Genomic DNA, 13757 nt, shown 5'->3' on the forward strand with positions numbered 1-13757 from the left:
GTGCCATCGACGCTTTGTAAACCCTATCTGCAGGTTGCATCGATGGATCGCCTGAAAACCCGTATCTGGGGGCAGCCGCTGACCTAGAATGCAGCGCAACCGCCGACGCTCGAGAGGCCCTTGCCCGATATGCTGGACTTCAGTTCGCTCCTGCTCGCAGCCGCGCTGTCGGGCATATGCCTCAGCGTCACCATGTTTGCGATCTGGTTCACCGCACCCAAGGCAGGTTTCGTGCTGACGGTGGCGTGCGGAATTCTGGTGCTCGTCGCGCATGTGATCCTGTTCTGGCGGTACACCAAGGATCCCGATCCGCTGCTTTGCCAGATCGTGCTTGCGCTGCTCAGCCTGGGGTTCCTGATCCTCTGCTTGTCGGCCATGCAATATCTCGGCGTGCCCGGCTACAGGCGCGCCGTTGCACCGGCGCTTGCTGCCATGGCCATTTGTGCCATCGTGACCTTTATGGGCTTTGACGGCGTTGGTTTCATCATCACCTACACCACGGTGACGGCGCTGCTGTCGGCGATCGGCGCCATGTTCTGGATCAACGGCAGTCAGGATCGCCGCATCCTTCTGGTGGTTTCGTTTCTGAGCGGCACCTGCGCGATGTCGTTTGCGTTTTGCGGCGTGGTTCTGCTGACCAAGGGGCAATGGACGCTCGCGGTTGCGCCCGACAATTGGGCCGAACGATTGAATTCCGTCGTGGCGGTGGCCTGCATGACCGGGCTCGGAGCATTGACGCTCTCCCTCCATCATCTGCAGGCGCAGATCGAGCTCAAGGCCGAGACCATGACCGACCCGCTGACAGGGTTGCTGAACCGCCGGGCATTGACGTCGCTTTACGGCGAGCGGAGTTTCGGTCCATTCATGTCCATCGTCATGTTCGACCTAGACCACTTCAAGCGGACGAACGATGTCTACGGTCACCCGGTTGGGGATCAGGTCTTGTGCCGTTTTGCCGCCGTCATCAAGAAATATGCCCGGCCCGGCGTCGACGCTTTTCGCCTTGGCGGCGAGGAGTTCGCAGTCGTCATGTCGCGGATGACGGACGAAAAGACCTACGATCTCGCCAGCAAGATCGGCGTGGCTTTCGGCGCCGAAATCGTCCCCACCCAGCTCGGCAAATTGCGCAGCACGGTCAGCGGCGGCATCGGCTTTGGCGAGGCAAGCGGCAGCAGCCTCGACAACGTGCTCACCGAGGCAGACGCGGCGCTCTATGCCGCCAAACGCGCCGGACGAAATTGCGTCATCAGCCGCAAGAGGATGGGCAAGGCCGAGCCGATCAAGCCGGCCTTGCGCTCAGCGTAAATTACTCCGCGGCCCCCAGATAGTCGGACAGCGGCGGGCACGAGCAGACCAGGTTGCGGTCGCCGGCGACATTGTCGATGCGTGACACCGGAGGCCAGTACTTGGCTGCCGTGTCGGCGTCGCCGGCCGGATAGGCCGCTTCCAGGCGCGAGTAGGGATGGTTCCACTGGCCGGCCAGCGCCTCGGCGGCGGTGTGCGGCGCGTTGACCAGCGGATTGTCGGCCAAAGGCCATTCGCCCCTGGCGACTTTTGCTGCCTCTGCCGATATCGCGATCATGGCCTCGCAGAAGCGGTCGATTTCCCGCTTGGGCTCGGACTCGGTCGGCTCCACCATCAGCGTGCCGGCGACCGGGAACGACATGGTCGGCGCGTGAAAACCATAATCGATCAGCCGCTTGGCGACATCGTCGACACTGATGCCCGCACTCTCCTTGAGCACACGGGTGTCGAGGATGCATTCATGCGCGACGCGTCCCTGCCTGCCCTTGTAGAGCACCGGGAAATGCGCACCGAGCCGCGTTGCTATGTAGTTGGCGGACAGGATCGCCGTTTCGGTCGCCTGCTTCAGGCCCGAGGCGCCCATCATGCGGGTATACATCCAGGTGATCGGCAGGATCGAGGCGCTGCCGAAGGGGGCGGCGGAGACGGCGTGCGCCGAGCCTTCGGTGACATGGCCGGGCAAATACGGCTTCAAATGCGCCTTGACGCCGATCGGCCCGATGCCGGGTCCGCCGCCGCCATGCGGAATGCAGAAGGTCTTGTGCAGGTTCATGTGGCAGACATCGGCGCCGATGTCGCCGGGACGGGCAAGCCCGACCAGCGCGTTGAGGTTGGCACCGTCGAAATAGACCTGGCCGCCATGCTCATGGATCAGCGCGCAGAGATCGCGTGCGCCTTCCTCGAACACGCCATGCGTCGAGGGATAGGTGAACATCAGCGCTGCGAGATTTTGCGCATGCTCAGTCGCCTTGGCCTTCATGTCGTCCATGTCGATGTTGCCGTCTTCGGTGCAGCGCACGACGACGACGCTCATGCCGGCCATCGCCGCGCTCGCGGGATTGGTGCCATGCGCCGAGGAGGGGATCAGGCAGACGGTGCGGTGGTTGTCGCCGCGAGAGCGGTGATAGCCGCGGATGGCGAGCAGTCCGGCATATTCGCCTTGGCTGCCGGCATTGGGCTGCAAGGTGACGGCGTCGAAGCCGGTGATCTCCGACAGCCAGCCCGCCAGCTCGCCGATCATGGCACGGTAGCCTGCCGAGTGCGCGGCCGGGGCGAAAGGGTGCAGATTGGCAATGCTCGGCCAGCTCACCGGCATCATCTCGGCGGCGGCGTTGAGCTTCATGGTGCAGGATCCCAGCGGGATCATGGCGCGGTCGAGCGCCAGGTCCTTGTCGGCCAGCCGGCGCAGGAAGCGCATCATCTCGGTTTCCGACTTGTTTTCGTGGAAAACAGGCTGGGTCAGGAACTCCTTGCCGCGCGGCTTGCCGGGCACCGTGCTGTCGGCGGAGGCGCCAGCCTTGGCGCCGAACAGGGCCGCGATTGCGTCGAGATCGGCCTCGGTGGAGGTTTCGTCGAAGGCGATGCCGATGTGGTCGGCATCCACGGCACGCAGCAATCTGCCGCCCTTTTCAGCGGCGGCGGCGATCGAAGCTGCCTTGCCCTTCACCTCGGCCGTCACCGTGTCGAAGCGGCTTGAACCGAGCACGGAGATGTTTGCTGCTTTGAGCCCGGCGGCAAGACGATTGGCCAGCGTGTGGATGCGCCCGGCAATCGCCTGCAGCCCGGCGGGGCCGTGCCAGATGGCATAGGCGGTCGCCATATTGGCGAGCAGCGCCTGCGCGGTGCAGATGTTGGAGGTCGCCTTGTCGCGGCGGATATGCTGCTCACGCGTCTGCAAGGCAAGCCGGTATCCGGGCCGGCCCTTGCTGTCGGTGGACTGGCCGACCAGGCGGCCAGGCATCAGCCGCGTCAGCCTGTCGGAGACGGCGCAATAGGCCGCGTGCGGGCCGCCAAAGCCCATCGGCACGCCAAAGCGCTGCATCGGGCCGACGGCGATGTCGGCGCCAAGCTTGGCCGGCGCGTCGGTCAGCGTCAGGCCGAGCGGGTCGGCGATGAAGACGACGAGAGCGCCGGTCGCGTGTGCCTTGTCGATCGCTGCCTTGTGGTCGCCATAGACGCCAAATGTATCCGGCCAGGAGACAAGCAGGGCGGCGGTGTTGTCGTCGATCGTCTCGCCATCGATCTCGATGCCGAGCGGCTCGGCGCGGGTGCGCACCACGTCCAGCGTCTGCGGGTGCGGCGTGCCGGCAAGTGCTACCTTGGTGCGCTTGTCGCGGTGATGGCGCAGCGCAATGCCGACCGCCTCGGCCACGGCGGTTGCTTCATCCAGCAGCGACGCCGATGCCACCGGCAGGCCGGTCAGTTCGGTGACCAGGGTCTGGAAGTTGAACAGCATTTCCAGCCGGCCCTGGCTGATCTCGGCCTGATAGGGCGTGTAGGCCGTATACCAGGCCGGGTTCTCGAACAGATTGCGCTGGATAACCGGCGGCACATGGACGCCGTGATAACCGGCGCCGATGAAGCTCTTCAGCACCGTATTCCCGGCCATGACAGCCGAAAGCTCAGCCAGCGCTTCCGCCTCGCTCGCTGGTGCCGGCAGGGCAAGCGGCCGATCGAGCCGGATCGACTTCGGGACGGACTGGCTGATCAGCGTCTCGATCGAGGGCACGCCGATGGCGGCCAGCATGGCTCTGGTATCGTTGAGGCCGGGACCGATATGGCGGGCCGAGAAGGGGTAGGGTGCTGCGGTCATCTCAATAAGTCCTGATATCAACCGATATGGGCTTTGTAGGCGGCCTCATCCATGAGACCGGCGAGCTGGCTTTCGTCGGCAAGCTTCATCTTCCACAGCCAGCCGGCCCCTGTTGCAGCCGAATTGACCAGTGACGGATCCGACGACAGCGTGCCGTTGGCCTCGGTGATCTCGCCGTCGACTGGTGCATAGACATCGGACGCCGCCTTGACGGATTCGACCACGACGGCGGTGTCGCCCTTGGTCAATTTCTTTCCCGTCTCCGGCAGTTCGACGAAGACGAGGTCGCCGAGCTGCTCCTGCGCGTAATCAGTGATGCCGACCGTAGCGATGCCGCCCTCGACGCGGAGCCACTCGTGATCTGATGTGAAATAGGTCGTTGCCATTGAGATCATCCTTTTCGGTAGCGATGCGGTGTGAAGGGCAGGGAGCTGATATCGACTGGGATTTTCGTGCCGCGCACATCGGCGAAAACCCGAATTCCGGGCTTTGCCAGAGGTGTCGAGACATAGCCCATGGCGACCGGATGGCTGGCCGAGGGGCCGAAGCCGCCCGACGTGACATGGCCGGCCGGGTTGCCGTCGGCGTCGAAGAGCGCGGCACCGCCACGCACCGGCTGGCGGCCTTCCGGCTTCAAACCGACGCGCTTTTGCGCGGGTCCTCGTTCCACCGCGGCGCGGAGCGCATCGGCGCCGATGAAAGTGCCGGAAGCGCGGATGTCCTTTGGAATTGCCCACATCAAGGCGGCGCTGGCCGGGTCGGTTTCCGGTGTGATGTCCTGGCCATGCAGGCAGAGACCGGCCTCCAGGCGCAGGCTGTCGCGCGCAGCCAGGCCGATCCACAGCACGCGCTCGTCTCCGAGCAGCTTCGCGACGAGGTCGCGTGCATCGGCCTCCGGCAAGCCGATCTCGAACCCGTCCTCGCCGGTATAGCCCGACCGGCTCATGAACCAGTTCTTGCGCGGTTCGACCCCATGCATGAATAGCAGCGAGCCGGTCTCGATGCCGGCGCGGGAAAGGGCGGCCCAGGCTTCAGGACCCTGGATGGCCAGGAAGACGCGGTCGAGCGGCTCGATCCTGGCGTCGAAATCCGCGGCAAGTGCACGCAAATGTTTTTCGTCGGCTACGGCGTTGCCGGCATTGGCGACCACCATGAACCTGGCATCGCCAAGCCTGGTGACGATCAGGTCGTCGAGGATGCCGCCTGCTTCGTTGAGGAAAAAGGACAGTTTGGATTGCGAGATTTCGAGCGCGCCGGCATCCAGTGGGCAAGCACGGTTGAGCAGTGCCGCCGCTTCCGGTCCGCTGACCTCGAACAGCTTCATGTGCGAGATGTCGAACAGGCCGGCCTGCTCGCGGGTGTGAAGGTGTTCCTTCATGACGCCGGCCGGATAGGTCAGCGGCATCGACCAGCCGGCAAAGGCGCCGAAGCGCGCACCGGCGGCCATATGGATATCTTCAAGGGGAAGGTGTTTTGTGTCGTCGCCCGTCATGTCGTCTCCAGAGTCGCACGCAATCGGTCGCGAATGGCGACCAGTCCGTGCCCCTCTGTCTGAAGCCTGAGAGACTCGCGCAGCCGGAACTCTGTCAGCGGCGCTTACACCTTCGGCGCGGGGGCAAGCCCCGACTTTCCAGAGTGTCTTTCCCGTCTACGGTTCTTTTGCCTGAGAGATTTCGGGCGATTTCCCCTTCGGCGACAGCTCTCGCTGTTCTCTCCCGCAAACAGGTAGGACTCAAGACCCTGAGTCCTCGACGCGCCATCCATAGCTTGCGCGCGACGGCTTGTCACCTGTCAGCAACATCTAAAGCGCGTGCATGTCGTTCTTCAAACCGCGGCACGCTGTCAGGCGACATGCGTTGGCGACAAGTCTTCACTAACCACGCCGTTTGCCGGTTTTTCAAGACACTGCTGATATGTTGGCTTGTATGACGCTATCGGGCCGGCGCTTGGCGACGGCGGACGGGGACGACAAATGGGCGAATTGATCATGAGCGCGCCGGTGGCCGGGCTGACCTCGAAAAGCCGCATCGCCGCGGAGGACGTGGCGATGTTGCGCCATGAAGTGTTCGGCGACGGCGTCGTGACGCGTGGCGAGGCCGAGGCGCTGTTCGCGCTCGATGCCACGGCGAAGGACAAATGCCAGGAATGGCCGCCCTTCTTCATTGAGGCGGTCACCGACTATATCGTCCACCAGGAAAAGCCGTCGGGCTATATCTCGCAGGACAATGCCGACTGGCTGATCCGCACGATCTCGCGCGACGGCATGGTCGACAGCCGGACCGAACTCGAATTGCTGGTGCATGTGCTGGAACAGGCGAAATCGTCGCCGGCCCAGCTTTGTGTGTATGCGCTGGAGCAGGTGGCGCATGCCGTCATTGACGGCAAGGGGCCGCTGATGCTCGGCGGCGCGCTGGCTTCGGGCCTCGTCGCGCAGGCGGAGGTCGAGCTTTTGCGCCGGATACTCCATGCCCATGGCGGCGACGGCAACATCGCCATCACGCGCGCCGAGGCCGAGGTGCTGCTCAAGATCAACGAGCGGACTGCTCAAGGACAAAACGATCCGTCCTGGAACGAGCTGTTCGTCAAGGCGATCGCCAATTTCGTCATGTGCTCGGCCGGCTACGAAGCACCGACGCGCGACGTGGCGCTGCGCCATGACGCCTTCCTCGAACATGCCGATCCGGAAATCGGCGGCTTCTTCAGCCGCATGATCTCCGGCGGGCTTGCCGGCATCATGGAGGCCTACCGATCTCATGGCGACATCGAAGCCGAATGGGAAGCCAAGAACAGGGCGGCCGAGGCCCTGGCCCGCCGTGCCGAGACGATCGATGCCGGCGAAGCCGGCTGGCTGATCGAACATATCGGCGTCGACAGGCCTCTTTACGAGAACGAACGCGCGCTGCTGACCCTGATCAAGCACGCCTCGCCGGAAATTCACCCGGCGCTCAGGCCGCTGCTCGACAAGGTTGCCTGACCGGCCAGAGATTGCTTAATCGGATCCGGGATGCTGGTCAGATCTGATCGACGTCGACGTATATCCGGGCCAGGCCTTCCCGGACGGTCGACATGGCATCGGCGACACTGATGTCGATGTGGTCATGCATGAGCCTTGCGGCCGTGTCGGCATCGCGGGCTACCATGGCTCGGGCGATTTCGCTGTGTTCGGTGTAGGTCGTCGACAGTCGCCGGTGCTTCTCCACTTCGATCTTGCGAACGAAATGGATGCGCGTGTTGATGCCTTCGAGCATGCGCGCCAGTTCGGGATTGCCTGACAGCCTGGCGATGCGGATGTGAAACTCCTCGTCCCTGGCGGTCAGCTCGGCGCTGGAAAACGAGTCGGCGCGCGCCATGGTGAGCGTCCACCAGTCGACGAGCGCGGCGAGCTCTTCATTGGTCGCGCGCTGGATCGCCAGCCTGACGGAGCGCTCCTCGAGAACCGCCCGCACGTCGGAAAGATTGACGACCTCGTCGACATCGAAGCCGCGGCAAAAGAAGCCGCGATTGGTCTGAAAGGTGATGAGTTCCTCCGTGACCAGCCGCTGGAGGGCCTCCCGGATCGGGCTGCGGCTGACATTCAGCCTCGCGGCAAGCGCCACTTCGTTGATGCGCTCGTTCGGCTTGAAGCGATAGTCCATCGCCATGCGACGGATCTCTTCATAGACGCGCGGGCCGGTCTTGATCGGCTTGGATGCCAACGCCGCATTGTCGTCCTGGTTGCTGTGCCTGGCGGGTCGGAGCATGGCGTCGGTCAAGCCTTTGCGGCGCTTGGTTCGGCGAACCGCGCCTGTGTGGGAAGGATACCGTCGAGGGCGATCGGCGCAGCCCGGCCGGCGATCAGGTCGGCGACGATGCGGGCCGATGCGGCGCTTGGTTCGGCGAACCGCGCCTGTGTGGGAAGGATACCGTCGAGGGCGATCGGCGCAGCCCGGCCGGCGATCAGGTCGGCGACGATGCGGGCCGATCCATGCGCCATCGTCCATCCAATATGGCCGTGGCCGGTGTTCAGCCAGAGGTTCTTGATGTTGCGCAGGCCGAGGATCGGCAGATTGTCGGGCGTCATGGGTCTCAGGCAGGCCCGCATTTCGGCGCGATCATAGGCGATACCGCGCGGGAACAGGTCCTGCGTGACGCGCTTCATGAAGGCGAAATCCGAAGGCTTGTGGCTGCGATCATAGCCCGCGAATTCCGCGGTGGCGGTGACGCGGATGCGATCGCCCATCGGCGTGATGGCAACGAGATTGTGCTCATCGATGACGGGGAGTTTTGGAGCCAGCGCCGGGTCGACGATGGGAATGGTCAGGGAATATCCTTTGACCGGATAGATCGGCAAACCAAGGCCGATCTTGCGGGCGAGGATCGGGCTTTCGGCGCCGAGACACAGAACGTAGGCGTCGGCCAGAAATTCTCCCTTGTCGGTGACGACCCGGATGATCGCGTCATTCCTGCGTTCGATCCCGACGATCCTCGTGCTTGTCAGGATCTTGCCGCCCCTCGTTTCGACGATGGCCGCCAGCGCGCGCGTGAACTTGGCGGCGTCGCCGGTTTCATCGGTTGGACACATTATGCCGCCGGCAATGCTGCCGCGCGACGAAGCCAGCGCCGGCTCGCGGTCAACGATTTCCTGTGCGTCGACAATGCGGATCTCCTGGCCGTCGGCCTCCAGCAGGCGCATGTTGGCGACGCCCTTGTCGAGCGCCTGACGGCTGCGGTGGAAGTAAAGGATGCCGGCCGAGGTCCTGTCGTACTGGATCGCTTCCTCCCTGACGACCGCCTGCAGGACCGATTGGGAATGGACCGCAAGCCGATGTTTGAGGAGGGTATTGCGACGCGCTTTGGCGGCCGTGCATTCCCTGAGGAAGCGCAGCGACCAGCTGTAGAGATGCGGGTCGGCGGAAAGTTTGAAGCGAAGCGCCTGGTCTTTCAGGAACAGCGACTTCAGCAGGATTTTTGGCGCGGCTGGCGATGACCAGACGAAGGAGTGACCGGGCGCGATCATGCCTGCATTTGCCCAGCTCGCGCCCTCGGCCACCTGCGGTGCCTGCTCGAGAACAGTGACCGCGTGGCCGTCCTTTTGCAACTGATAAGCGGTGGTGATCCCGACCACGCCGCCGCCCAAGATCAATACGCGCATTGCTGTCCCGAAGGGCTGTGTTCCTATTGTCGACAATTCAATAGGAAGACGCCGATCCCTGTCAACGGTGGATGGGTCGGCGACGGACAAGCGATCCGCGCAAGCGCAAAATTGAGGCGTTTACCGGTTCCCAGGATCTGCACAGAGCCCTTGACAGTTTCGGCAATATCGCCGTTTCTATTGTCGACAATTCTGATTGGCATCAGGAAGGGGACTGCGCCATGGACGCCCCGGTTAGCCGCGCCGCCGACACGCTTGTCCTCGACAAGGAACACATTCCCTTCACGACCGATGACGGTATCGGCACGCGCGCCAATCTCGGCCTGCTCGTGCTGCGGACCGACCAGACCATCGAGGATGAATTCCGCTATGCGCTGCCCGCGCGCGACATCGCGCTGTACGAGGCGCGGCTCTACAGCGATGTCGAGATCACACCGGAAAACTTGATGAAAATGTCGGCGGTAATCCCGGCAACGGTGGGACTCTTGCCCGACGTCAAGTTCGATGTGATCGGCTTTGCCTGCACGTCGGGAGCGCTGGTCATCGGCGAGGATAAGGTTGCCGAGCGCGTTCACGAGGTGCTGCCTGGTGTGCAGGTGACCAATCCGGTGACCGCGGCACGCGCCGCGCTGAAGGCCCTGGGGGTCTCGAGGATCGCGCTGCTCACCCCTTACTTGGCGAAAATCAATCATTCGCTGCGGGCATCGCTGATGGCGCGGGGGATGGATATTCCGGTCATGGGCTCCTTCAACGAGGCGGACGACAATGTCGTCGCACGCATCACGCCGGCATCGGTCAAGCAGGCCATCTTGGAAATCGGTGCGTCGAGCGACTGTGATGCGGTGTTCGTTTCCTGCACCAGCATGCGCGTTGCCCGCATCATCGAGGAGGTCGAGAAGGAGTTGGGGAAACCGGTCACCTCCAGCAACCATGCACTTGCCTGGCATATGCTGCGGCTTGGCGGTATTAGCGAGCAGATTGCCGGAAAAGGCGAGCTGTTTCGCCGCTCGCTAGGCTAGCATCTTCAGCGCCGGATTTGCGGTGTGCAGCTCAGATCCCGCCGTACCAGTCATAGCCATTGTCTTCCCAATAGCCGCCCCTGCCACCGCCGACATCGGCAAAGCCGTCGACCAGTTCGATCTTGTAGAGATATTTCGGCATCTTGTAGCCGAGCTGGCGCTCGACGCGAACCCGCAGCGGCGCGCCGTTCTCGACCGGCAGCGGCTTGCCGTTCAGGCCGTAGGCGAGGATCGTCTGCGGGTGACGGGCATCGATGAGGTCGATGGTGCCGTAATATTTGATGTCGCCCGACAGGCTGCGGTCGATCGTGTCGAGGCAATGGAACATGACATAGCGCGCCTGCGGTTTGACCACCGCCTGGTCCAGCACCAGCGACAGCGGCGTGCCGGTCCATTTGGCTATGCAGCTCCAGCCTTCGACGCAGTCATGGCGGGTGATCTGGGTGCGGCTTGGCATGTTCTGGAGCTGCTCGCGGCTGAGCGACAGCGGCTTTTCGACGAGACCCGTCACTTCCAGACGCCAGTCGGCGAAATTGTTGGCGAGCAGGCCCTTGTAGACGTCGTCATCGGGAGCGGTGACGCCGTTCGGCCGCTGCGGCTGCCGGATATCGGCCTCGGTGAATTCCGGCGCCAGCGCGTCGCGTCCGGCCAGCAGGCGCTGTGCGCGGTAGGTCAGGCCATTGGCGTTTTCGAGGAAACTGCGCAGGCCGCTGCCGACGCTTAGCTGGCTGTCGAAGGCGTCGCAGCCCGACAGCATGATACCGGAAGCGCCAAGGCCGGCAGCGGTCAGGAATTTGCGGCGGCTGATCTCAAACTTCGCCATATCAGGCACTCCTCTCGGCTGTATTGTCGTCCTGTGCGGGAGGATCGGTGCGGTACCAGCCGGTGATGATCGAGCGCAGCTCGTTGATCGGGCCGGCGGCCAGGATCATCAGGATATGGACGACGAAGAAGGCGACCAGCAGCACCATCACGGTGAAATGGATGGTGCGTGCCGTCTGCCGGCCACCGAGCAGATCGTTGAGGAAAGGCAGCACCGAGTTCATGCTTGGCGACATCGCCAGACCGGTGATGATCATCAGCGGCAGCAGCACGAACAGAACCCCGCCATAGGCCATCTTCTGCAGCGTGTTGTATTCGCGCGTGTGATGGAATTTGAGCTTGGCGTGGTCGACGATGTCTTGCGGCAACCGCTTCAAATCGTCGAGGCGTGGCGCGAGATCGCGCCGCAAATGGCCGTTCACGGTGCTGGCGACAAACCAGACGATCAACGTCGTGGTGAGTATCCAGGCAAAGAAGAAATGGATGACGCGCGCAGTGCCGAGATCATAGTAGGACGGGATGGTCGCCCAGGACGGGAAGGCGCGGGACGTCTCCTGGCCGGCCGGACCCGACCAGCCGAGCACCCCAGTGGTGTTGAAGCGTTTGCCGAAGATCTCCGTGTAGCCGCGCGGACCCGCATCGGAGTTCTCGGCGCCGATGGCGAAGATGGTGTTGTTGTAATCGAAGCCCGATTGCTTGCCGATATAGAGCTGCGGACGGGCATTGAAGATCTGCAGGCCGGACAACAGCATGAAGAACAGGGAGATGGCCCACAGCCAATGCGTCAGCCGCGTCCAGCGCGACTGCCGGTAAATCAGCGTTTTGTCGTTCGACGCCGAAGCGCCTGGATCGGCGGCGGATTGGCTTCTGGCAACGGATTCCATCGTGTTTCGTCTCCCGGCCTCGCGGCATGGCCTGCGCGCTCATTGTCCTCCTGATACGTCGCGATCCAAACCGATGTTTCATCCGATCACGGATTTATTACGGACCGCCCAGGCTGACGGCGAGATTGACGGCAGCGGCGACGATGACCGTGTTGAAGAAAAACGACAGGATCGAGTGGACAAGCACGACACGACGCATATGCGTCGTCGAGATGTTGGTGTCGGCGGTCTGCGCCGTCATGCCGATCACCGTCGAGAAATAGAGGAAGTCCCAACCCTCCGGCCGTTTGTCGCCCGGAAACAGCAGTCCGCCGACCGGGATTTTCTTCCTGGTCTCGGCATCCATCGCATCGCCATCCATCCAGTAGACATGGGCATAATGGAGCGCTGCCATGGCATGGATGGTGAACCAGCCGAGCGGGATCGACAGCAGCGCGAAGAAGAGCTCGATGGGATGGCTTCTGTCCTTCTGATTGATCAGCAGGAACAATGCGACAACGGCAACGCCGACGACGACAAGCGTCACGGCGAAGATGACCAGCACCGGCTGGTCGGTGGCGCGCGCATTCTTGCTCAGATACCTGCCGGTGAACTTCGGCATCTGGGCGACGACGAGAATGACATAGGCGGCAAAGAACGCGTTGGCGCCGATCGAATAGGCAAGCGGAGCGTGCAGCAGCAACGCCACCAGAAGCGCAAAGACGCCGAAGCAGGCAGACACAGCAAACAGCATGTGGCGCTGCATGGGTTTGTCTATCGGAGCTTCGGCGGCCATGGTGGTTCCAGCCCTGGATAGCGCTAATCCGGTGTGGCCGATTTCATGGCACGCCGCAAGATGCGATCGAGTTCGCCCAGAAACCGCGACCGGTCTTGCGGCGCGAAGCTGGCATTGTAGCCCTTGCTTTCGCCGGTCTCGCGCAGATGCTGCTTCAGGTCGCGCATCGCCACCGCCATGCCGATCGTTTCCGGCGTGAAGGGACGTCCGGTTGGCCCAAGCACATGGGCGCCAAGCGCTACCGCGCGGGCGGCCAGCGGAATGTCGGCGGTGATCACAATGTCGTTGGTGCGTGCATTGTCGACGATCCAGTCGTCGGCGGCATCAGCGCCCTTGGAGACCACGACATTGCGGACCATCGGATCGCGCGACGGCCGCAGGCCGCCATTGGAAACGTAGGTGACAAGGACGCCATGCCGGTCGGCCACTTTTTCGACCTCGGCCTTGACCGGGCAGGCATCTGCATCGACGAGAATGGCGGGGAGTTCGCTCATGTTTCTTTTCTCCTCCCATTGTGAACCACGGAGGCCGCGCGCCGGTTGGACCGCGGCCTGTGATCTTCCTCAGTAAACCACGACGCTTCTGATCGATTTGCCCTCATGCATGAGATCGAAACCCTTGTTGATGTCCTCGAGCTTGAGCGTGTGGGTGATCATCGGGTCGATCTGGATCTTGCCGTCCATGTACCAGTCGACGATCTTCGGCACATCGGTGCGGCCGCGCGCGCCGCCGAAGGCGGTGCCCATCCAGGTGCGGCCGGTGACCAGCTGGAACGGCCTGGTCGAGATCTCCTGGCCGGCGCCGGCAACGCCGATGACCACCGACTTGCCCCAGCCGCGATGCGAGGCTTCCAGCGCCTGACGCATCACCTTGGTGCTGCCCGTGCAGTCGAATGTGTAGTCGGCGCCGCCGATCTGGTCGGCGCCACGCTTGGTCATGTTGACGAGGTAGGGCACGACATCGCCGTCGATCTCCTTCGGATTGACGAAATGCGTCATGCCGAAGCGCT

The 13757-nt window shown here is 63.2% G+C and carries 13 protein-coding genes and 1 riboswitch; of the genes, 3 read left to right on the plus strand and 10 right to left on the minus strand.

Annotation, left to right across the window (positions count from 1 at the left end):
• The first annotated feature begins 129 nt into the window (after positions 1–129).
• The gene (locus P3C39_RS28465) at positions 130–1305 is read left to right on the plus strand and encodes a GGDEF domain-containing protein (RefSeq protein ID WP_275954758.1); all 1176 of its coding nucleotides are present in this window, start codon (positions 130–132) and stop codon (positions 1303–1305) included.
• A gap of 1 nt (position 1306) precedes the next feature.
• Here P3C39_RS28465 and gcvP read toward each other — a convergent pair whose 3' ends face one another.
• Genes gcvP through gcvT form a run of 3 tightly spaced genes read right to left on the minus strand, consistent with a single transcriptional unit; the run spans position 1307 to position 5609 of the window.
• On the minus strand, positions 1307–4117 hold the full coding sequence (gcvP, locus tag P3C39_RS28470; protein ID WP_275954595.1) for an aminomethyl-transferring glycine dehydrogenase: 2811 nt from the start codon (positions 4115–4117) through the stop codon (positions 1307–1309).
• A 17-nt stretch (positions 4118–4134) separates the two neighbouring features.
• Positions 4135–4503, minus strand: coding sequence for a glycine cleavage system protein GcvH (gcvH, locus tag P3C39_RS28475; protein WP_013531953.1), 369 nt, complete (start codon positions 4501–4503; stop codon positions 4135–4137).
• Positions 4504–4508: 5 nt separating this feature from the next.
• Positions 4509–5609 (minus strand): glycine cleavage system aminomethyltransferase GcvT, encoded by a 1101-nt coding sequence (gcvT, locus tag P3C39_RS28480; protein WP_275954594.1) that lies wholly within the window; start codon positions 5607–5609, stop codon positions 4509–4511.
• Positions 5610–5758: 149 nt separating this feature from the next.
• A riboswitch (glycine riboswitch) is annotated at positions 5759–5845 on the minus strand.
• Positions 5846–6089: 244 nt separating this feature from the next.
• On the opposite strand from gcvT, the gene P3C39_RS28485 reads away from it, so the two are divergent.
• Positions 6090–7091 carry a hypothetical protein gene (locus P3C39_RS28485; RefSeq protein WP_275954593.1) on the plus strand — a complete coding sequence of 334 codons (1002 nt, stop codon included), beginning with the start codon at positions 6090–6092 and terminating at the stop codon, positions 7089–7091.
• Between the two features lie 37 nt (positions 7092–7128).
• On the opposite strand, the gene P3C39_RS28490 is transcribed toward P3C39_RS28485, so the two are convergent.
• Positions 7129–7857 carry a GntR family transcriptional regulator gene (locus P3C39_RS28490; protein ID WP_027162561.1) on the minus strand — a complete coding sequence of 243 codons (729 nt, stop codon included), beginning with the start codon at positions 7855–7857 and terminating at the stop codon, positions 7129–7131.
• A gap of 8 nt (positions 7858–7865) precedes the next feature.
• A complete protein-coding gene (locus P3C39_RS28495; RefSeq protein ID WP_275954592.1) occupies positions 7866–9248 on the minus strand; it encodes a D-amino acid dehydrogenase in 1383 nt (460 codons plus the stop codon).
• A gap of 221 nt (positions 9249–9469) precedes the next feature.
• Here P3C39_RS28495 and P3C39_RS28500 point away from each other — a divergent pair, with 221 nt between their 5' ends.
• Entirely contained in the window at positions 9470–10267 is a 798-nt protein-coding gene (locus P3C39_RS28500; RefSeq protein ID WP_275954591.1) for an Asp/Glu racemase, read from the plus strand.
• 31 nt (positions 10268–10298) lie between these two features.
• Here P3C39_RS28500 and P3C39_RS28505 read toward each other — a convergent pair whose 3' ends face one another.
• The 5 genes from P3C39_RS28505 to P3C39_RS28525 form a co-directional block, all read right to left on the minus strand.
• Complete coding sequence (locus P3C39_RS28505) at positions 10299–11090, minus strand: molybdopterin-binding protein (RefSeq protein WP_024505336.1); 792 nt, start codon at positions 11088–11090, stop codon at positions 10299–10301.
• A 1-nt stretch (position 11091) separates the two neighbouring features.
• Complete coding sequence (locus tag P3C39_RS28510) at positions 11092–11973, minus strand: cytochrome b/b6 domain-containing protein (protein ID WP_064995323.1); 882 nt, start codon at positions 11971–11973, stop codon at positions 11092–11094.
• Between the two features lie 97 nt (positions 11974–12070).
• Positions 12071–12748 (minus strand): DUF1345 domain-containing protein, encoded by a 678-nt coding sequence (locus P3C39_RS28515; RefSeq protein WP_013531945.1) that lies wholly within the window; start codon positions 12746–12748, stop codon positions 12071–12073.
• A 23-nt stretch (positions 12749–12771) separates the two neighbouring features.
• Positions 12772–13242 carry a YaiI/YqxD family protein gene (locus P3C39_RS28520; RefSeq protein ID WP_024505334.1) on the minus strand — a complete coding sequence of 157 codons (471 nt, stop codon included), beginning with the start codon at positions 13240–13242 and terminating at the stop codon, positions 12772–12774.
• Between the two features lie 69 nt (positions 13243–13311).
• The coding region (locus P3C39_RS28525) for a zinc-binding dehydrogenase (protein ID WP_164753828.1) at positions 13312–13757 on the minus strand (446 nt) is incomplete at its 5' end.

Source organism: Mesorhizobium sp. XAP4 (assembly GCF_029269325.1).
GTDB classification, from domain to species: Bacteria; Pseudomonadota; Alphaproteobacteria; order Rhizobiales; family Rhizobiaceae; genus Mesorhizobium; species Mesorhizobium ciceri.

Coding starts and splice junctions, on each gene's coding strand:
- gcvP (WP_275954595.1), bottom strand. CDS start 4,117: ATGACCGCAGCACCCTACCCCTTCTCGGCCCGCCATATCGGTCCCGGC.
- P3C39_RS28520 (WP_024505334.1), bottom strand. CDS start 13,242: ATGAGCGAACTCCCCGCCATTCTCGTCGATGCAGATGCCTGCCCGGTC.
- P3C39_RS28510 (WP_064995323.1), bottom strand. CDS start 11,973: ATGGAATCCGTTGCCAGAAGCCAATCCGCCGCCGATCCAGGCGCTTCG.
- P3C39_RS28515 (WP_013531945.1), bottom strand. CDS start 12,748: ATGGCCGCCGAAGCTCCGATAGACAAACCCATGCAGCGCCACATGCTG.
- P3C39_RS28500 (WP_275954591.1), top strand. CDS start 9,470: ATGGACGCCCCGGTTAGCCGCGCCGCCGACACGCTTGTCCTCGACAAG.
- P3C39_RS28490 (WP_027162561.1), bottom strand. CDS start 7,857: ATGCTCCGACCCGCCAGGCACAGCAACCAGGACGACAATGCGGCGTTG.
- P3C39_RS28495 (WP_275954592.1), bottom strand. CDS start 9,248: ATGCGCGTATTGATCTTGGGCGGCGGCGTGGTCGGGATCACCACCGCT.
- P3C39_RS28485 (WP_275954593.1), top strand. CDS start 6,090: ATGGGCGAATTGATCATGAGCGCGCCGGTGGCCGGGCTGACCTCGAAA.
- P3C39_RS28505 (WP_024505336.1), bottom strand. CDS start 11,090: ATGGCGAAGTTTGAGATCAGCCGCCGCAAATTCCTGACCGCTGCCGGC.
- gcvH (WP_013531953.1), bottom strand. CDS start 4,503: ATGGCAACGACCTATTTCACATCAGATCACGAGTGGCTCCGCGTCGAG.
- P3C39_RS28465 (WP_275954758.1), top strand. CDS start 130: ATGCTGGACTTCAGTTCGCTCCTGCTCGCAGCCGCGCTGTCGGGCATA.
- gcvT (WP_275954594.1), bottom strand. CDS start 5,609: ATGACGGGCGACGACACAAAACACCTTCCCCTTGAAGATATCCATATG.